Here is a 17093-nt window from a genome sequence, read left to right on the forward strand (position 1 = left end):
TAGCCTTCGTGCTTCCGCCCGCAAGACGCCAAGCCGCATGAGCACAGCCCCCGTTGCCACCGACGCCGGCAGGATGCCGCGCCAGATCCCCTTCATCATCGGCAACGAGGCCTGCGAGCGCTTCAGCTTCTACGGCATGAGGAACATCCTCATCCCGTTCCTGATCAGCTCGATGCTGCTGGCCTACCTCCCGGCCGGCCCCGAGCGCGAGGGCGCGGCGAAGGACATCTTCCATACCTTCGTCATCGGCGTGTACTTCTTCCCGCTGCTGGGCGGATGGCTGTCCGACCGCTACTTCGGCAAGTACAACACCGTCCTCTGGTTCTCGCTCATCTACTGCGCCGGCCACGCCTGCCTGGCGCTGTTCGAGGACAGCCGCAACGGCTTCTATGCCGGCCTGTTCCTGATCGCGCTGGGTTCGGGCGGCATCAAGCCGCTGGTGGTCTCGTTCTGCGGCGACCAGTTCGACCAGACCAACAAGTCCAAGGCCAAGATCGTCTTCGACGCGTTCTACTGGATCATCAACTTCGGCTCGTTCTTCGCCTCGCTGCTGGCGCCGCTGCTGCTGCGCAGCTACGGGCCCGCGGTGGCGTTCGGCGTGCCGGGCGTGCTGATGTTCATCGCCACGTTCGTGTTCTGGCTGGGCCGCAAGCAGTACGTCAACGTGCCGCCGTCGGGACACGACCCCGATTCCTTCCTCAACGTGGTCCGCACTGCGCTGCGCGAGCGCCGCGAAGGGCAGGGCAACGCCGGCTCGCTGGTGGCCTGGACGGGCATCTCGGTTGCGGTGCTGATGCTGGCGCTGTGGGCGCTCAAGGCCGCGGGCGTGGCCCTGCCGTGGTGGCCGGATTCGTTCGGCTTCGTCATCACCGCCTGCCTGGCGCTCGGCGTGCTGATCGCCGCCGGCGGCTGGGGCGCTTCGCTGCAATTGGAACGCGCGCGCGGCCGGCATCCCGACGCCGCCGTCGACGGCGTGCGCGCGGTACTGCGGATCCTGATCGTGTTCGCGCTGGTCACCCCGTTCTGGTCGCTGTTCGACCAGAAGGCGTCCACCTGGATCATCCAGGGCAATGCGATGGTGATGCCGCACGACCAGTGGTGGTGGCCGAGCTGGCTGGTCAAGGAGCCGGCGCAGATGCAGGCGCTCAATCCGCTGCTGGTGATGCTGCTGATCCCGTTCAACAACCTGGTGCTGTACCCGGCGCTGCGGCGCATGGGCTTCCAGGTCACGGCGCTGCGCCGCATGGGCTGGGGCATCGCGATCTCCGGCCTGTCCTGGGTCGTGGCCGGCATGCTGCAGCTGTGGCTCGACGGCGGCAGCGAGGTCTCGCTGGCCTGGCAGGGCCTGCCCTACCTGCTGCTGACCTTCGGCGAGGTGCTGGTCTCGGCCACCGCGCTGGAGTTCGCCTACAGCCAGGCGCCGCAGGCCATGAAGGGCGTGATCATGGCCTTCTGGTACCTCACCAGCACCTTCGGCAGCCTCTGGGTGCTGCTGACCAATGCCGGCGTGCGCAACGACGCGGTCACCGCCGCCATCGCCAACACCGGCCTCAGCGAGAACGCCTTCCTGATGTTCTTCTTCGCGGGGTTCGCCTTCGTGGCGGCGGCGGCGTTCGCGGCCTATGCACGGCGCTATCCGATGCAGGACAACTACCGCGTGGCGGGCGTCGCCTGATGGACGGGATGGTGACGCTGGCGATCCTCGCGGTCACCGTGCTGGTCTCCTGGCAGGCGTTCGGCAACCGGCGCCTGCTGGAGCGGCTGCTGCTGTGGCCGCCGGCGGTGGAGCGCCAGCGCCAGTACGACCGGCTGGTCACCCACGGCTTCGTGCATGCGGACTGGCAGCACCTGCTGTTCAACATGATCACGCTGTACTTCTTCGGCCGGCACGTCGAGGCGCTGTTCACGACGTACATCGGCGCGCTGGGCTTCGCGCTGTTCTACCTGTCGGCGATCCTGGTCGCGATCCTGCCGACGTACCTGCGCCATCGCCGCGATCCGTCCTACCGCAGCCTCGGTGCCTCGGGCGCGGTGTCGGCCGTGCTGTTCGCCTTCATCCTCGTGCAGCCGTGGACGCTGATCTTCGTCTTCTTCATCCCGGTGCCGGCGATCGTCTACGCCGTGCTCTACATCGGCTACTCGATCTGGATGGACCGTCGCGGCGGCGACAACGTCAACCACAGCGCCCATCTCTGGGGCGCCGGCTATGGCGTGCTGTTCACGGTGATGATGGAGCCGCGGGTGTTCGAGGTGTTCCTCGCGCGGCTGGCCTCGCCGTCCTTCTGAGTCAGGAGATCGACTCGCTGGCGCCGTCGTTGCCGGCCCGGTCGCCATCGTAGGTTTCGAGCAGGCGCGAATACACCAGCGAATCGAGCTGGCTGAACTCGACGTTGTCGACCGCGCCGGCCCGGGAGAGGTCGAACAGGCGGGTGACGGCGTCGTGCCCGGCGCTGGTATCGAGGATCGCGTGCATGGCGGAGCTCCACGGTGGTCGGTCTGCCGAAGGCTGACGCATCAAGCGTGCCAATCGCGCGCGCCGCCCAGCGCTTTGGTGGGCAGGTGACGCTGAGCGGCAGTCGCGGTTCGGTCCCGGCGGCCTGTGACGCGGGCAGGCCCTGCTCACCCGGCCTGAATCCCGTGCGTGTTAAGCATTGGCCGTTCCCATCCGCAGGAGATCGCCCATGCCGTTCACTCGCGCCCAGGCCACCGCGCTGCTCAACAAGTCCGAGATGCAGCTTTTCGACGACAGCCGGGCCAACGCGCTCCGGGGCTTCGATCGCACGGCGCTGGCCGGACGGGTCGAGCGCGCGCGTGCCTCGCGCGACCGCGCCCGCGACCTCCTGAAGCGGCAGCGGCTGGCAGCGCGCAAGCGCGGCGAAGGCCGGGACGAGGGCATCGCCGGAAGGACGGCTCGCAAGGAGGCGCTGCTGGTGGAGATCCTGCAGCGTTTCAGCGAGGCCCGCCGGAATGCCCCGGCGCAGCCGGTTGTCCGGAAGGCCACGAAGGGTGCCGCTGCGAAGAAGACGGCTGCGAAGAAGGCCGTCGGGCGGAAGACGACGGCCAGGACGGTCGGGAAGGCCGCAGCCGAGAAGACCGCGGCGAAGACGACTGCGAAGACTGCGGCAACGAAGATACCGGCAACCAAGACAGCAGCAAAGAAAGCCGCGGCAAAAAAAACCGAGGCAAAGAAGACCGAGGCAACGAAGACCTCGGGCAGGAGGTCCGCGGCGGGGAAGTCCGAAGCACGGAAGTCGGTGGCGAACAAAACTGCGGCCAAGCCAGCCGAGGGGACGGTCGGCGAGCCGGGTCCATCCCGAACCAGGCGGTCCGCCCCGGCGAACGCCCAGCCCCGCAAGCGCGTTTCGCGCGCACGCGCGCTCGAAAACACCCGCCGCCTGCTCGAGGAGCAGCAGCAGCGCGCCCGCGCCACCCTGCCGTGGCACGCGCTGGATCCGGTCGTCGACCATGCACCGCAGCCCGGCTACCAGTCGCAGGAGGCGGCCGGCAAGGCGCTCAAGCTGCATGCCGGCGAGTCGAGGATGGCGTCCATCCAGGGCAGCAGCTCGACGCGCGACCGCCGCAGCCAGGGCAAGCGCGACCACCGCGGCGACACCGAATAGGACCCGGCCATGTCCGATCTCGACATCACACACCACCGCATCCCCGGGCGCTTCGTGACCGGGGTCGACGGCCACGTCGCCAACGTCGACTACGAAATGGCCGACGGAGTCATGCACATCACCCACACCCGGGTGCCCGAGGCGATCGGAGGGCGGGGGATCGCCGGCAAGCTGGTCGAGGCGGCGTTCCACCACGCCCGTGTCGAGGGCTGGAAGGTCCGGCCGCTGTGCGAGTACGCCGCGACCTGGGTCCGCCGCCACCCCGAGTACGCCGACCTGGTCCGTTGAGGGCGGCCGGTCACGGGTAACCGCCCGCGGCCGCCCGCGATCTGCCAGACTTGCGCCCCTTTCACGCGGGGCCGCCTGTGTCGATTCGCCTCAACAAGCACATCAGCGAGACCGGGGCCTGCTCGCGCCGTGAAGCCGACCGGCTGATCGGCGAAGGCCGGGTCACGGTCAACGGGATCCGGGCCCGGGTCGGCGCCGAGGTGGGCGAGGGCGACGAGGTGCTCGTCGACGGACGCCCGCTGCGCGCGCGCAGCGCCGCGCCGGGCAAGCGCCGGCACGTCTATATCGCCCTGTACAAGCCCACCGGCGTCACCTGCACCACCGAAACCGGGGTCGCCGGCAATATCGTCGACTTCGTCGGGCATCAGGAGCGCATCTTCCCCATTGGCCGGCTGGACAAGGACTCCGAGGGCCTGATCCTGCTCACCAGCAACGGCGACATCGTCAACGCCGTGCTGCGCGCCGAGAACAAGCTCGAGAAGGAATACCTGGTGGGGGTCAACAACCCGGTCACCGACGACTTCCTGCGCGGGATGGCCCGCGGGGTCCCGATCCACGGCGAGGTGACCCTGCCATGTCGCACCGGGAAGCTCGGACGCTACGGATTCCGCGTCACCCTGGTCCAGGGCCTGAACCGCCAGATCCGCCTGATGGCCGCGCACTTCGGCTATCGGGTGAAGCGCCTGGTGCGGGTGCGCATCGGGCCGGTGCAGATCGGCCACCTGAAGCCGGGGCGCTGGCGCAACCTCAGCGAAGCCGAGCTGGCGGCGCTGTTGCCTGGCCAGGACGCCTGGTGACCGGGCCATCCGGGTCCCCGGGATGACGGGTGGTGCCGGGCATTCACATTTGCGGTCGAAAGTGCGGTATGGTGCGTCCACTGTTCAAAGCGGGATCACGGTACATCGTGGCTCCGGTGCGGTAGATCCAAGGTTTCAAGGCCGGTCAACGGCCGGGTCCTGACGATCCGCTCCATCGTTCCTGTGTTACCCCTTGCTTCGCAGTCTCGGATCCGTTCGCGGACCGTGCCAATTCCAAAACGTTTCAAGGAGTAACACCATGTCCGATCGTCAGACCGGCACCGTCAAGTGGTTCAACGACGCCAAGGGCTTCGGCTTCATCACCCCCGAGAGCGGCCAGGACCTCTTCGTCCACTTCCGTTCCATCCAGGGCACCGGCTTCAAGTCGCTGCAGGAAGGACAGAAGGTCTCGTTCAAGGTCGTGCAGGGCCAGAAGGGTCTGCAGGCTGACGAGGTGCAGGCCGTCTAAGGCCCGCGTCTCGCGACACCAGAAGGCCCCGGGCGGAAACGCCCGGGGCTTTTCGTTTGTGCGCTGGTTCTGGATTGGCCACAGGCGGGACGCGTGGCGGTGCTGCGGCGCCATGCGTCAAAGCGCCGCGGCGCTGCCAGGTCGTGATCGCCGGCATCACGCGCGGCGGGCTAGCCTTTTTGCATTGCTGATTGGGACAGGGGAACAGGATGTATCGCACGACACGCGGGCTCGCGACCAGTGGACTGCTGCTGGCGCTGGCGCTGGCCGGATGCCGTCAGGAGGCCGAGGTGCCCGGGGGCACCGCCGGGCCGGATGCTTCCGTGACGCCTGCGGCGGCCGACACGGCCGCGGCCGCACCGGTGGCGCTCGAGGACGTGATGGAGACCGATCCGCGCTACATCGTCGGCATCAGCTATCCGCCGGGCATGGATCGCTACCCGGGGCTGGCGGCGGAGCTCAGGCGCTACGCAGACGCCGCGCGCGCCGACCTGATGGAAGCGGTCGAGGCGCACGACCCGGCCGAGGGCGGCGAGCGCATCCCCTACGACCTGACCCTGGCCTACGACGTCCTGATGGAGACCCCGACCATCGTCGCGGTCCAGGCCTGGGGCACGCTCTATACCGGTGGCGCCCACGGCAACCCGCTGGTGGCGCGCTTCGTCTGGCTGCCGCAGCGCAAGGAGATGCTGCGCGCGGAGAAGCTGGTGGCCGGCGAGGACGGCTGGCGCGAGGTCTCGGCCTTCTGCCGCGAGTCCCTGCACGCGGCGCTGTCGCAGCGGCTGGACGCCGACGACGTCGCGCCGGCCGACCGCGTGAAGCTCATGCGCAGCGGCAGCGAGATGATCGACGACGGGACCGGTTCGCTGGCGGAGAATTTCGGCCAGTTCGAACCGCTGCCGGGTGAAGGCGGCCGGCTTCGCGGGCTGCGCTTCGTGTTCCCGCCCTACCAGGTGGGGCCGTATTCCGACGGCATGCAGACCGTCGAGGTGCCGGCGTCCGTGCTGCTGCCGCATCTTGCCCCGGAATACCGCGACCTGTTCGCGGCCGGCTGAGCCGGGCCGCGGGCCGAGCCCGGCCCACGCTGGCGGCTCGAGGCCCGGAAAGAACTTCCCCCGCCGGAGCGGGGGAAGTGGTTCAACTCAGTCCTGCTGCGCTGCCCCGGCCGGCGGTGCGCCGTCCTCGACCGCGCCGTCCAGGCCGCGCTTGACCAGGAGCGGGCGGATGTCGGGCTCCTTGCCCGAGAAGTCACGGAACAGCTGCAGCGCGTCCTTGCTGCCGCCCTGCGACAGCAGGGTCGCGCGGAAGCGGTCGCCGTTGGCGCGGGTCAGGCCGCCGTTTTCCTCGATCCAGGCCACGGTGTTGGCGTCCAGCACCTCGGACCAGATGTAGGCGTAGTAGCCGGCCGCGTAGCCGCCCATGATGTGGCTGAAGTACGTGGTGCGGTAGCGCGGCGGCACCGCGGCGAAGTCCAGGCCGGCGGCCTTGAGCGCGGCGGCCTCGGTGGCGAGGATGTCGCCCTTTGCCGGCAGCCTGTCGGCCGGCAGCTGGTGCAGGTACTGGTCGAGCATCGCCGCGCCCAGGTACTCGGTGGTGGCGAAGCCCTGGTTGAACTTGGCGGTCTCGACCACCTTGTCCAGCAGCGCCTGCGGCATCGGCTCGCCGGTCTGGTGGTGCTTGGCGTAGTTGGCGAGGATCGACGGCCAGTCGGCCCACATCTCGTTGACCTGCGAGGGGAACTCGACGAAGTCGCGCGGGACGCTGGTGCCGGAGAAGTAGGGGTATTCCACGTCCGAGAACATGCCGTGCAGCGCATGGCCGAACTCGTGGAACATGGTCGTCACTTCGTCCCAGGTCAGCAGGGTCGGCTTGCCGGTTTCCGGCTTGGGGATGTTCTGGTGGTTGGCCACCACCGGCTTGGTGTCCTCGAGGCCCGACTGGGTGACGTAGGAACTCATCCAGGCGCCGCCGCGCTTCGAGTCGCGCGCATAGGGGTCGAAAATGAAGAACGCGAGCTGGCTGCCGTCGGCGTTGGAGACCTCGTACACCCAGGTGTCGGGGTGGTACTTCGGCAGGTCGGTGCGCGGCTTGAAGGTGATGCCGTACAGCTGGGTGGCGGCGTGGAAGACGCCGTTTTCCAGCACGTTCTTCATTTCCAGGTAGGGCTTGAGCTGGGCCTCGTCGAAGTCGTACTCGGCCTTGCGCACCTTCTCGGTGTAGTAGGCCCAGTCCCAGGGCGCGAGCTGGAAGGTCGGCTCGCCCTTGGCCTTCTGCTCGGCGTCGATCATCGCCTGCAGCTTGCCGGCCTCGCGACGCGCGTTGGCGACGGCGGCCGGGGCCAGCTGGCCCAGCATGGCGTTGACCGCCTCGGTGGTCTTGGCGGTTTCTCCGTCGAGCACGTAGTCGGCATAGGTGTCGAAGCCGAGCATCTTCGCGCGCTCGGCGCGCAGCTTCAGCACCTGGGCCACCAGGCCGGTGTTGTCCCACTGGTTGCCGCGCGCGCCGCGGACCACGGAGGCCTTGTGGATGCGCTCGCGCAGCTCGCGGTTGGCCAGCTGCGACAGCGGCGGCTGGCCGGTGGTGTTGAGCAGGGTGACGACGTACTTGCCCTCGTGGCCGCGCGACTTCGCGGCGTTGGCGGCGGCCTGGATCTGCTCCGGGGTCAGCCCCTCGAGCTCGGCGGCGGTATCGACCACCACGGCGGAGTCGTTCACCTCGGCCAGCACGTTCTGGCTGAAGGTGGTGCCCAGCGTCGCCAGTTCGGAGTTGATCTGCTTCAGGCGGGCCTTCTGGGTTTCATCCAGGGCGGCGCCGGCGCGCACGAGGTCCTTGTAGTACTCCTCGACCAGGCGCACGCCCTCGGCGTCGAGGCCGAGCCCGGCGCGGTTGTCATGCAGGGTCTTGATGCGCGCGAACAGCTTCGGGTCGAGCGCGATCGCGTCGCGGTGCGCGGCGAACTTCGCCGAGTAGTCGGCCTGCAGCTTCTTGCGCGCGTCGTTGGTGTCGGTACCGACCAGGTTGAAGAACACGCGCATCGCGCGGCCGAGGGTCTCGCCGTTGGTTTCCAGCGCGAGGATGGTGTTCTCGACGGTCGGCGGTTCCGGGTTGTCGGCGATCGCGCGCACTTCGGCGAGCTGCTCGGCCATGCCGGCGTCGAAGGCCGGCGCGAAGTGCTCATCGCGGATCCGGTCGAAATGCGGGTACTGCAGCGGCAGGGTGCTGCGTGCCGCGAACGGGTTGCCCTTCAGGGCCTCGGCGCTGGCGGCCATGGTGGACTCCGCGTCGGCGGTGGACTGGGCGAGGGCGGGCGACATGCCGGCCCCGGCGAGGGCGATGGCCAGGGCGAGCGACAGCGGATGCTTCATCGGGTGGTTCCTTGCGCGACTGAGTTCCCTAGGGTACCCGGTCAGGGCGGAGGCCCAACGTGACTAAAGCCATGGTCGGTGAAGGCCCGGCTGCAGCCGCTCCCGCGGGGTGGCGACGGCCCGGCTCAGCGGACGATGGTGACGGGGATGTCGGTCTGCGCGATGACCTTGCTGGAGACCGAGCCCAGCAGGATGCCCTTGACCGAACCGCGGCCGTGGGAGCCCATGACCAGCAGGTCGACCTTGTTGTCGCGCGCGGCGGCGAGGATCGCGTCGGCGGGCTCGCCCACCACCGCGAGTTCGCGCACCTCGGCCTTGCTGCGGGCCAGCGCGCGGCGCACCGGGGCCAGCATGCGCTCATGGTTTTCCGCATGGATCCGCTCCATCGCCTCGCGGCCGATCTTGCTCACCACGCCCGGGAACGGGGCGGCGTCCACGGCGACCAGGACGATCCTGGCGGGCTTGGCGAGGCGCTTGGCCAGGGCGTTGGCGTGCTTCGCGGCGCGGACGCTGATATCGCTGCCGTCGACGGCGACCAGGATCTTCATGCGGGGTTTCCTTCGGCTTGTGCGTGTTGGGTCGGGATTCTACGCCGGTGGCCAGCGGCGGGTGCCGGGGCTACTTCTCGACGAAGGCCCGTTCGAAGACATAGTCGCCGATGGCGCCGATGCGCATCGAGGGCTTGAAGCCGCGGCCGTCGAGCAGCGCGCGGAAATCAGCCAGCATCCCCGGGCTGCCGCAGATCATCGCGCGGTCCTTCGCCGGGTCCAGCGCATCGAGCCCCAGGTCGGACATCATCTGGCCGGTGGCCATCAGGTCGGTCAGGCGGCCACGCTGCTGGCGGCCGTCGAAGGTGAAGTCGGCGCGGGTCACCGCCGGGTAATAGACCAGGCGCTCGCGCAGGATGTCGCCCAGCAGTTCGTGCTGCGGCAGTTCCCTGACGATGTAGTCGCGGTAGCAGAGGTCGGCCTCGTGGCGGACGCCATGGCACAGCACCACGCGCTCGAAGCGCTCGTAGGTCGCCGGATCCTTGATGACCGACATCCACGGCGCCAGCCCGGTCCCCGTGCCCAGCAGGTACAGGTTGCGGCCGGGGTGGAGATCGCTGATCAGCAGGGTGCCGGTCGGCTTGCGGCCGATCAGCACCTCGTCGCCGGGCTGGATGTGCTGCAGGCGCGAGGTCAGCGGACCATCCGGCACCTTGATGCTGAAGAATTCGAGCTGCTCCTCCCAGTTCGCGCTGGCGATCGAGTACGCGCGCATCAGCGGCTTGCTGCCGCCGCCCGGCTGTTCCACCGGCAGGCCGATCATCACGAACTGCCCGTTCTCGAAACGGAAGCCGTCGTCGCGGGTCGTGGTGAAGCTGAAGTAGTCGTCCGTCCAGTGACGGACGTCCAGCACCGTCTCGGTGCCAAACGCGGAAGACATGCGGATATGGGCCGGAGGGGAGGGAAACCGGCCCATTGTACGCCGCTGCCGCGGCCCGTCAGCGGTAGCCCGCGGCCTGCAGTTCGAACAGCTCGGCGTAGCGGCCGCCCTCGGCCATCAGCTGGTCGTGGGTGCCGCTGGCCTCGATGCGGCCATCGCCCATCACCAGGATCCGGTCGGCCATGCGCACGCTGGAGAAGCGGTGCGAGATCAGCACCGTGGTGCGGTTGTCGGACAGCTCGCGGAAGCGCTGGAAGACCTCGTATTCGCTGCGCGCGTCGAGCGCCGCGGTCGGCTCGTCGAGGATCATCACCTGGGCGTCGCGCATGTACGCGCGGGCGATCGCGATCTTCTGCCACTGGCCGCCGGAGAGGTCCACGCCCGTCTTGAAACGGCGACCGATCACCTGCTCGTAGCCACGCGGCAGGCCCGCGATGACCTCGTCGGCCATGGCGCGGCGCGCGGCCGCCTCGATGCGCGGGCGGTCGTCCATCGCGTCGATCTGGCCGACGCCGATGTTCTCGGCCGCGGTCATGTGGAAGCGCACGAAGTCCTGGAAGATCACCCCGATGTTGGCGCGCAGGTCGTCCAGGTCGTAGTCGCGCAGGTCGCGGCCGTCGAGCAGGATGCGGCCCTCGTCGGGGTCGTACAGGCGCGCCAGCAGCTTGACCAGGGTGGTCTTGCCGGCGCCGTTCTCGCCGACCAGGGCCAGCACCTCGCCCGCGCGCAGCTCGAGGTCCACGTGGCGCAGCGCCCAGCGCGTGGCCTCGGGGTAGCGGAAACCGACGTCCTCGAAGACGAAGCCCGTGGCAACCGGCCGCGGGATCGCGGATGCACCGGGCCTGGACACGATCTCCGGCTCGATCTCGAAGAAGGAATACAGGTCATCCAGGTACATGGCCTGGCCGGCCACCTGCGAGAAGCCCACCAGCAGGCCTTCCAGCAGCTGGCGCAGGCGGCGGAAGCTGCCGGCGAGGAAGGTCAGGTCGCCGATGGTGAAGTCGCCGCGGACCGTCCGCCAGGCGATATAGGCATAGGCGACGTAGTAGCCCAGGGTCCCCAGCGCCGCGAGCAGGGTGCCCCAGACGGCGCGCCGCCGCGCCAGGCGGCGGTTCGCGACCAGGAAGGCCTGCGACAGCGTGCGGAAGCGCTCCACCAGGAAGTGGTGCAGCCCGAAGATCTTCACTTCCTTGGCGGTGTCGACGCTGGCGCCGGTCTGGCGCAGGTATTCGAGCTGGCGGCGCTCGGCCGTCCACTGGAAGTTGAGCGAATAGTTCAGCGCGTTGAAGTGCGATTCGCCGATGAAGGCGGGGATCAGGGCCACCGCCAGCAGCAGGATCAGCCATGGCGCGTAGACCAGCAGCCCGGCGGCGAAGCTGATGATGGTGATGATGTCCTGCACCTGGCCGAACAGCTGGCCCATCAGGTTCATCCGGCCCATGGTCTGGCGCCGCGCGCGGTCGAGCTTGTCCTGCAGCTCCGGATCCTCGAAGTCCTCGAGGTCGAGCGTGGCCGCATGCTCCATCAGGCGCACGCTCGCGGCGTTGGTGAACATCTCCGACAGCACCTGGTCGCAGTACGACACCCCGCGGCCGAGCAGGTCGGACAGGATCGCCAGGCCGAATTCGGCGGCCAGCAGCACGGCCAGCGGATCGAGCACGCCGCTGCGCCATGCCTCGGCGATGCCGCCATCGATGGCGCCCGTGCCCACCAGGCCGATCGCCTCGTCGATGATCAGCTTGCCCAGGTAGAGCATCGCCACCGGCAGCAGCGCCCGCAGCAGGCGCAGCGTCATGGTGGCGATGGTCAGCGGGCGGCTGGTGCGCCAGATCTCGCGCAGGAAGGGCGGAAGGTTCCCCAGTGCGTCGACCCGCTCGCGGAACGAGGGGCGTCCGGCCTGGGGATCGGGTGCGGGCGTGGTGCGGGCGGCGGCACCGGGGGCTGGGGTCGACATCGGCCCATGATGCCGCCTGCCGCGTGAGCGCGGGAAGGACGCCGCGCGGCGGCGCTTACTCCATCACCAGGCGCACGTCGCCGGAGAAGGTCTCGACCGCGATCGAGGCGTCACCCGTGCCGTAGCGGTGCTCGAGGCTCGCGCCCGGGCCGTAGCGCTTGCGCACCACGTTGGCACCCGGAGCGTCGATGTCGCCGCTGAAGGTGGAGGCCTCGACCCGCGCCGAGGCACTGGCCGGGAGCGCCAGGCGCAGGTCGCCGCTGACCGATTCGAAGCGGAAGCGGCCGGCGTCGGCGATGCCGCTGCGCACGCTGGCGTCGCCCGACACCGTGCTCAGCTCCAGCCGCGCAAGGCGCTCGCCGCGGGTGTCCACGTCGATGTTGCCCGACACCGTTTCCACGTCCACGGTGCCGGCGATGCGGCCACGCAGCAGGAGCTTGCCGCTGACGCTGTCGACCTCGACGTCGCGGCTGTTGAGGTTGAGCCGCAGGTCGCCGCTCACGCTCTCGATCGAGGCCTTGCGCGGCGCGCCCACCGCGACCACGGTGCCGCTGACGCTGTCGACCTCCAGTTCGTCGCCGGCGATGCCCTGCACGTCGACGTCCGCGGCCACCGAGTCGACGTCGAGGCTCGCCTGGCGCGGGATCTCCAGCACCAGGGTGGTCGGCTCGCTGTTGTGGCTGTTGCGCGGGTAGCGCACGCGCACCGCGAGCTTGCGGCCGCTGCCGTCGATCTCCAGGCGCTCGACGCCGTCACCGAGGCTGCCGCTGATGCGCACTTCGTTGCGCTCCCAGGTGCGGACCTCGATCCGCCCCTTGAGGTTGGTCACTTCGACTTCGCCGCGTGCGTCGAGCGGCCGGGTTTCGTTGATCGGCGTGGCCGCGAAGGCGGGGCGCACGAGGCCAGCGGAGGCAAGGGCACCGAGGGCAAGGCCCGCGAGGGCGAGGCCGGCAAGGGATCGGGTCATGGGACTCTCCTGGGTCAGGCCTGGCGCAGGCTGAGCGCGAGGCGGTGGGCGTAGATGCGCTGCAGCCGGTGGAGCAGGTGCAGGGCGTCGGGATCACGGGCGAGGGCGGCGCGGACTTCGGTGGCGCTGCGCGCGAGCTCGGCGTCCAGGCCGGCGGCGGCCAACGGCGGGCCGCTCGTGCCCGCGTCGGCGACCAGGCCGGCGCTGCCGGCCGCGACCTCGCGCAGCGCGCCCTGGTACTCGCGCGCCAGCGCATCGGCGGCGCGCAGCAGGGGCGCGTCGGCGTCGGCGACCGGGCCTGTCGCCACGATGGCCTCCGGCGCCGGTGGCGGCGCCTGCGGCGCGACCGCCCCGGGCCAAAGCTGCCAGCCGATGCCGGTCGCGAGCACCACCGCGGCGGCTGCGGCGTAGCGGGCGTTGCGCAGCGCGAAGGCCGGGCGGCGCCCGACGAGTCGCGGCACCCGCATGGGCGCGTGCCCTGGCGCCTGCGTGGCCGGGCCACGCGGCTGCAGCCGGCCAGCGATGCCGGGCCACAGGTCGCGCCCCGGTGCCGCGTCCACGCGCAGGCCGCGCAGGCCGCATGCAAGGGTTTCGGGCAAGGGTCCGGTCTCGTTCTTCAGCTCGTTCGGGCCGGTGTTCATGCTGTGTCTCCAAGGCGTGCGCGGAGCAGCCCGCGGGCGCGGTGCAGCTGGGATTTGGAACTGCCGGTCGCCATGTCGAGGGCCGCGCCGATTTCGCCGTGGGTCCAGCCTTCGATGTCGTGGAGCACCAGCACGGCGCGGGCGCGCGGCGGAAGGGTGGCGACCGCACGCGCGAGATCGATGGCGAGCGACCCGCCGTGGCCCGGGGATCCGGCCGCCGGCAGGGCGTCGAGCGCGGCGGCGTCGTCACCGTCGAGCGCAGGCCGGACACGCCTGGCGCGCAGGTCCATCAGCGCGACGTTGACCGCCAGGCGGTGCAGCCAGGTGCCGAAGGCCGCGTCGCCGCGCCAGCCGGGCAGGGCCTGCCAGGCGCGCAGGAAGGCCTCCTGGACCAGGTCTTCGGCCCGCGCGCGCTGCCAGCCGGCCAGGCGCAGCACCACGCCGTGGACGCGTGCGCTGTGGCGGCGGTAGAGCGCCTCGAACGCCGCCGTATCGCCGGCCGCGGCGGCCAGCGCCAGGGCGTGGTCGCCGTCCCCGGCGTCGGTCGCCGGGGCTTGCGGGCTTTCGGTCATGGCGGCATCGAGCATACCCAGTCGGATGCAGCGTCGCGGCGAAAGGTTCAAGCCCCGGGGGCGGCCGGCTTAAAATGGGCGTCCAAGCACGCCATCCGAGCCCGCCGTGACCCAGATCCGCCAGGAAGACTTCATCCAGAGCGTCGCCGACGCCCTGCAGTACATCAGCTACTACCACCCGGTGGACTACATCCGGAACCTGGCGGCCGCGTACGAGCGCGAGGAGTCCCCGGCGGCCAAGGACGCGATGGCGCAGATCCTGATCAACTCGCGCATGTGCGCCGAGGGCCACCGGCCGATCTGCCAGGACACCGGGATCGTCACCGTGTTCCTGGAGATCGGCATGGAGGTGACGTGGCCGGACGCCACGATGGGCGTGGAAGAGATGGTCAACGCGGGCGTGCGCCGCGCCTACAACCTGCCCGAAAACAAGCTGCGTGCCTCGGTGCTGGCGGACCCGGCCGGCGCGCGCCGCAACACCGGCGACAACACCCCGGCGATCGTCAACTTCAAGGTGGTGCCCGGCGGCAAGGTCGACGTGATCGTGGCCGCCAAGGGCGGTGGTTCGGAGGCGAAGTCGAAGTTCGCCATGCTCAATCCTTCCGACTCCGTCGTCGACTGGGTGCTGAAGACGGTGCCGACCATGGGCGCCGGCTGGTGCCCGCCGGGCATGCTCGGCATCGGCATCGGCGGCACCGCCGAGAAGGCGATGCTGCTGGCCAAGGAAGCGCTGATGGAGCCGATCGACATCGTCGACCTCAAGGCCCGCGGCGCGTCGACCCGCCTGGAGGAGATGCGCCTGGAGATCTTCGACAAGGTCAACGCACTCGGCATCGGCGCGCAGGGCCTGGGCGGCCTGACCACCGTGCTCGACATCAAGATCAGGGACTACCCGACCCACGCGGCCAACCTGCCGGTGGCGATGATCCCCAACTGCGCGGCCACCCGGCACGCGCACTTCAGCCTCGACGGCAGCGGACCGGTGATGCTGGATCCGCCGTCGCTGGAGGACTGGCCGAAGATCACCTGGGACGCGTCCAAGGGCCGCCGAGTCGACCTCGACACCGTGACCCGGGACGAGGTCGCCGCCTGGCAGCCCGGTGAGACCCTGCTTCTCAACGGCCGGCTCCTGACCGGCCGCGACGCCGCGCACAAGCGCATGGTCGACATGCTCAACCGCGGCGAGTCACTGCCGGTCGACCTGGCCGGGCGCTTCATCTATTACGTCGGCCCGGTCGATCCGGTGGCCGGCGAAGTGGTGGGTCCGGCCGGCCCGACCACGGCCACGCGCATGGACAAGTTCACCGACCAGATCCTGTCGGAAACGGGGCTGTTCGGCATGGTCGGCAAGGCCGAGCGCGGCCCCGCGGCGATCGAGGCGATCCGCAGGCACCGGTCGGCCTACCTGATGGCGGTGGGGGGCTCGGCCTACCTGGTGTCGAAGGCGATCAAGGCGGCCCGCGTGGTCGCGTTCGAGGACCTCGGCATGGAGGCGATCTACGAGTTCACCGTGCAGGACATGCCGGTGACCGTGGCGGTCGACGCCGCAGGCGTCTCGGTGCACGAGACCGGGCCGCGGGAGTGGCAGTCGCGGATCGGCAAGATCCCGCTGAAGATGATTGCCACGGCCTGAGGAGCGATCGCGGCTGTAACCGCTCCTACAGCTGCGACCGGAACGGACGGACGAACTTCTCGGCGAGCTTTTCGCGCAGCGGGCGGTTGTCCCACATCTCGTAGGAGTACTGCACCGCCGACTCGAGGTCCTTTTCGAAGACCTCGGTCATGCGCGCGGCGAAGCCGTGGTCGTAGACGTTGAGGCTGGCCTCGTCGTTGAGCCGGAACGAGCGGATGTCGAAGTTGGTGGAACCCAGCGACACCAGTTCGCCGTCGACGATCAGCAGCTTCACGTGCAGCATCGTCGGCTGGTATTCGTGGATCTCGATGCCGGCCTGGAGCAGGCCGCCCCAGCTGGCCTTGGAGGACAGCCGTACGGTCTCGGAATCGATGTGCTCGCCCGGCAGCAGCACGCGCACGCGCACCCCGCGCTTCCGTGCCGCCACCAGCGCCTTCATGATCAGCTCGTCCGGGACGAAGTACGACGCGGTGAGGTCGATGGTGTGTTCGGCCGCGGCGATCGCCGAGAGGTACATCAGGTGCATGCTCTCGCTGCCGCCGGCGGGGGACGCGATGAAGAGGTGGGCGTCCATGTCGCCGACCGGCTCGAGCGGCGGGAAGTAGTCCGGGCCGTTGAGCAGGGTGCCGGTGGTCTTGATCCAGTTGTCGTTGAAGGCCGACTGCATCTGCGCCACCGCCGGGCCCTCGATGCGGAAATGCGCCTCGCGCCAGTGGTCCGGATCCTGCGCGTGCCCGGTCCACTGGTCGGCGATGCCGACCCCGCCGGTGTAGCCGACATGGCCGTCGATGACCAGCAGCTTGCGGTGGGTGCGGTTGTTCATGCGGCCGAGGTTGTACCAGTGCAGCGGGCGATAGCGCTCGACCTCCACGCCGGCGTCCTTCATGGACTGCAGCATGTCCTCGTCCATCTTGATGCTGCCGACCCAGTCCACCAGCAGGTGCACCTTGACCCCGGCGCGCGCGCGCTCGGACAGCGCCTGCTCGAACTTCTTGCCGATGTCGCCGGACCAGTAGATGTAGGTCTCGAAGGTGATCGTCTTCTGCGCCGAGGCGATGGCGCCCAGCATGGCCGGGAAGATCTCGTCGCCGTTCTCGTAGTCGATGACGTGGTTGCCCGGGAGGATGGCCGGGCCCAGCAGCACCGACATCTCGCGGCGGAACTGCGGATCGGCGATCGCGTGCCGGTGCTCGATCTTGCGTTCGATCTTCTTCTCGGGAGTGGAGAAGTTCATCGCCAGCACCACGGCGAGGACCGTGATCGCGGCGGTCAGGACGATCGTCCAGGCCATGTGCTTGCGGCTCCAGGTTCTGAGGCTCATCGACACCCTCGGCGACCAACGCCGGAGCCGCACTGTGC

The 17093-nt window shown here is 69.6% G+C and carries 17 protein-coding genes; 8 read left to right on the forward strand and 9 right to left on the reverse strand.

The genetic code is table 11. The features are described 5' to 3' along the window. The first annotated feature begins 37 nt into the window (after positions 1–37). Positions 38–1675, forward strand: a complete 1638-nt coding sequence (locus JGR68_RS05810; RefSeq protein ID WP_199361528.1) for an oligopeptide:H+ symporter — start codon at positions 38–40, stop codon at positions 1673–1675. An 8-nt stretch (positions 1676–1683) separates the two neighbouring features. Next, positions 1684–2286 carry a rhomboid family intramembrane serine protease gene (locus JGR68_RS05815; protein WP_199361668.1) on the forward strand — a complete coding sequence of 201 codons (603 nt, stop codon included), beginning with the start codon at positions 1684–1686 and terminating at the stop codon, positions 2284–2286. 1 nt (position 2287) lies between these two features. Here JGR68_RS05815 and JGR68_RS05820 read toward each other — a convergent pair whose 3' ends face one another. Further along, complete coding sequence (locus JGR68_RS05820) at positions 2288–2473, reverse strand: hypothetical protein (RefSeq protein ID WP_199361529.1); 186 nt, start codon at positions 2471–2473, stop codon at positions 2288–2290. A gap of 208 nt (positions 2474–2681) precedes the next feature. Between JGR68_RS05820 and JGR68_RS05825 the strand changes: the two genes are divergently transcribed. The 5 genes from JGR68_RS05825 to JGR68_RS05845 all read left to right on the forward strand — a co-directional run bounded on the left by JGR68_RS05825 (position 2682) and on the right by JGR68_RS05845 (position 6229). Then, the gene (locus JGR68_RS05825; RefSeq protein ID WP_199361530.1) at positions 2682–3620 is read left to right on the forward strand and encodes a hypothetical protein; all 939 of its coding nucleotides are present in this window, start codon (positions 2682–2684) and stop codon (positions 3618–3620) included. A gap of 9 nt (positions 3621–3629) precedes the next feature. Next, positions 3630–3908, forward strand: a complete 279-nt coding sequence (locus tag JGR68_RS05830) for a GNAT family N-acetyltransferase (RefSeq protein ID WP_199361531.1) — start codon at positions 3630–3632, stop codon at positions 3906–3908. Between the two features lie 77 nt (positions 3909–3985). Further along, positions 3986–4705: a pseudouridine synthase gene (locus tag JGR68_RS05835; RefSeq protein ID WP_199361532.1), complete on the forward strand. Its 720-nt coding sequence runs from the start codon at positions 3986–3988 to the stop codon at positions 4703–4705. 259 nt (positions 4706–4964) lie between these two features. Beyond that, on the forward strand, positions 4965–5174 hold the full coding sequence (locus tag JGR68_RS05840; protein ID WP_096297887.1) for a cold-shock protein: 210 nt from the start codon (positions 4965–4967) through the stop codon (positions 5172–5174). Between the two features lie 209 nt (positions 5175–5383). Next, positions 5384–6229: a DUF3298 and DUF4163 domain-containing protein gene (locus JGR68_RS05845; RefSeq protein WP_199361533.1), complete on the forward strand. Its 846-nt coding sequence runs from the start codon at positions 5384–5386 to the stop codon at positions 6227–6229. An 87-nt stretch (positions 6230–6316) separates the two neighbouring features. Here JGR68_RS05845 and JGR68_RS05850 read toward each other — a convergent pair whose 3' ends face one another. The 7 genes from JGR68_RS05850 to JGR68_RS05880 all read right to left on the reverse strand — a co-directional run bounded on the left by JGR68_RS05850 (position 6317) and on the right by JGR68_RS05880 (position 14101). Then, positions 6317–8539, reverse strand: a complete 2223-nt coding sequence (locus JGR68_RS05850) for a M3 family metallopeptidase (protein ID WP_199361534.1) — start codon at positions 8537–8539, stop codon at positions 6317–6319. A 125-nt stretch (positions 8540–8664) separates the two neighbouring features. Beyond that, a complete protein-coding gene (locus JGR68_RS05855) occupies positions 8665–9087 on the reverse strand; it encodes a universal stress protein (protein ID WP_199361535.1) in 423 nt (140 codons plus the stop codon). A gap of 70 nt (positions 9088–9157) precedes the next feature. After that, positions 9158–9967 (reverse strand): ferredoxin--NADP reductase, encoded by an 810-nt coding sequence (locus tag JGR68_RS05860; protein ID WP_199361536.1) that lies wholly within the window; start codon positions 9965–9967, stop codon positions 9158–9160. A gap of 58 nt (positions 9968–10025) precedes the next feature. After that, entirely contained in the window at positions 10026–11921 is a 1896-nt protein-coding gene (locus JGR68_RS05865; protein ID WP_199361537.1) for an ABC transporter ATP-binding protein, read from the reverse strand. A gap of 55 nt (positions 11922–11976) precedes the next feature. After that, on the reverse strand, positions 11977–12888 hold the full coding sequence (locus JGR68_RS05870; protein ID WP_199361538.1) for a DUF4097 family beta strand repeat-containing protein: 912 nt from the start codon (positions 12886–12888) through the stop codon (positions 11977–11979). Between the two features lie 14 nt (positions 12889–12902). After that, positions 12903–13529, reverse strand: a complete 627-nt coding sequence (locus JGR68_RS05875; RefSeq protein ID WP_199361539.1) for a hypothetical protein — start codon at positions 13527–13529, stop codon at positions 12903–12905. Then, positions 13526–14101: an RNA polymerase sigma factor gene (locus JGR68_RS05880; protein ID WP_234446605.1), complete on the reverse strand. Its 576-nt coding sequence runs from the start codon at positions 14099–14101 to the stop codon at positions 13526–13528. Before JGR68_RS05880 ends, JGR68_RS05875 begins: the two co-directional genes overlap by 4 nt. A 106-nt stretch (positions 14102–14207) precedes the next feature. Between JGR68_RS05880 and JGR68_RS05885 the strand changes: the two genes are divergently transcribed. Next, complete coding sequence (locus tag JGR68_RS05885) at positions 14208–15734, forward strand: fumarate hydratase (protein ID WP_199361541.1); 1527 nt, start codon at positions 14208–14210, stop codon at positions 15732–15734. A 25-nt stretch (positions 15735–15759) separates the two neighbouring features. Here the strand turns inward: JGR68_RS05885 and JGR68_RS05890 are convergent, their stop codons facing one another. Beyond that, on the reverse strand, positions 15760–17025 hold the full coding sequence (locus JGR68_RS05890) for a phospholipase D-like domain-containing protein (protein ID WP_199361669.1): 1266 nt from the start codon (positions 17023–17025) through the stop codon (positions 15760–15762). Positions 17026–17093: the final 68 nt, after the last annotated feature.

It is taken from the genome of Luteimonas sp. MC1750 (assembly GCF_016615955.1).
Lineage (GTDB): Bacteria > Pseudomonadota > Gammaproteobacteria > Xanthomonadales > Xanthomonadaceae > Luteimonas.

What these genes read in the sequence shown, in the direction of transcription:
- JGR68_RS05810 (WP_199361528.1), top strand. Translation starts at nt 38, where the DNA reads ATGAGCACAGCCCCCGTTGCCACCGACGCCGGCAGGATGCCGCGCCAG.
- JGR68_RS05815 (WP_199361668.1), top strand. Translation starts at nt 1,684, where the DNA reads ATGGTGACGCTGGCGATCCTCGCGGTCACCGTGCTGGTCTCCTGGCAG.
- JGR68_RS05820 (WP_199361529.1), bottom strand. Translation starts at nt 2,473, where the DNA reads ATGCACGCGATCCTCGATACCAGCGCCGGGCACGACGCCGTCACCCGC.
- JGR68_RS05825 (WP_199361530.1), top strand. Translation starts at nt 2,682, where the DNA reads ATGCCGTTCACTCGCGCCCAGGCCACCGCGCTGCTCAACAAGTCCGAG.
- JGR68_RS05830 (WP_199361531.1), top strand. Translation starts at nt 3,630, where the DNA reads ATGTCCGATCTCGACATCACACACCACCGCATCCCCGGGCGCTTCGTG.
- JGR68_RS05840 (WP_096297887.1), top strand. Translation starts at nt 4,965, where the DNA reads ATGTCCGATCGTCAGACCGGCACCGTCAAGTGGTTCAACGACGCCAAG.
- JGR68_RS05845 (WP_199361533.1), top strand. Translation starts at nt 5,384, where the DNA reads ATGTATCGCACGACACGCGGGCTCGCGACCAGTGGACTGCTGCTGGCG.
- JGR68_RS05850 (WP_199361534.1), bottom strand. Translation starts at nt 8,539, where the DNA reads ATGAAGCATCCGCTGTCGCTCGCCCTGGCCATCGCCCTCGCCGGGGCC.
- JGR68_RS05855 (WP_199361535.1), bottom strand. Translation starts at nt 9,087, where the DNA reads ATGAAGATCCTGGTCGCCGTCGACGGCAGCGATATCAGCGTCCGCGCC.
- JGR68_RS05860 (WP_199361536.1), bottom strand. Translation starts at nt 9,967, where the DNA reads ATGTCTTCCGCGTTTGGCACCGAGACGGTGCTGGACGTCCGTCACTGG.
- JGR68_RS05865 (WP_199361537.1), bottom strand. Translation starts at nt 11,921, where the DNA reads ATGTCGACCCCAGCCCCCGGTGCCGCCGCCCGCACCACGCCCGCACCC.
- JGR68_RS05870 (WP_199361538.1), bottom strand. Translation starts at nt 12,888, where the DNA reads ATGACCCGATCCCTTGCCGGCCTCGCCCTCGCGGGCCTTGCCCTCGGT.
- JGR68_RS05875 (WP_199361539.1), bottom strand. Translation starts at nt 13,529, where the DNA reads ATGAACACCGGCCCGAACGAGCTGAAGAACGAGACCGGACCCTTGCCC.
- JGR68_RS05880 (WP_234446605.1), bottom strand. Translation starts at nt 14,101, where the DNA reads ATGACCGAAAGCCCGCAAGCCCCGGCGACCGACGCCGGGGACGGCGAC.
- JGR68_RS05890 (WP_199361669.1), bottom strand. Translation starts at nt 17,025, where the DNA reads ATGGCCTGGACGATCGTCCTGACCGCCGCGATCACGGTCCTCGCCGTG.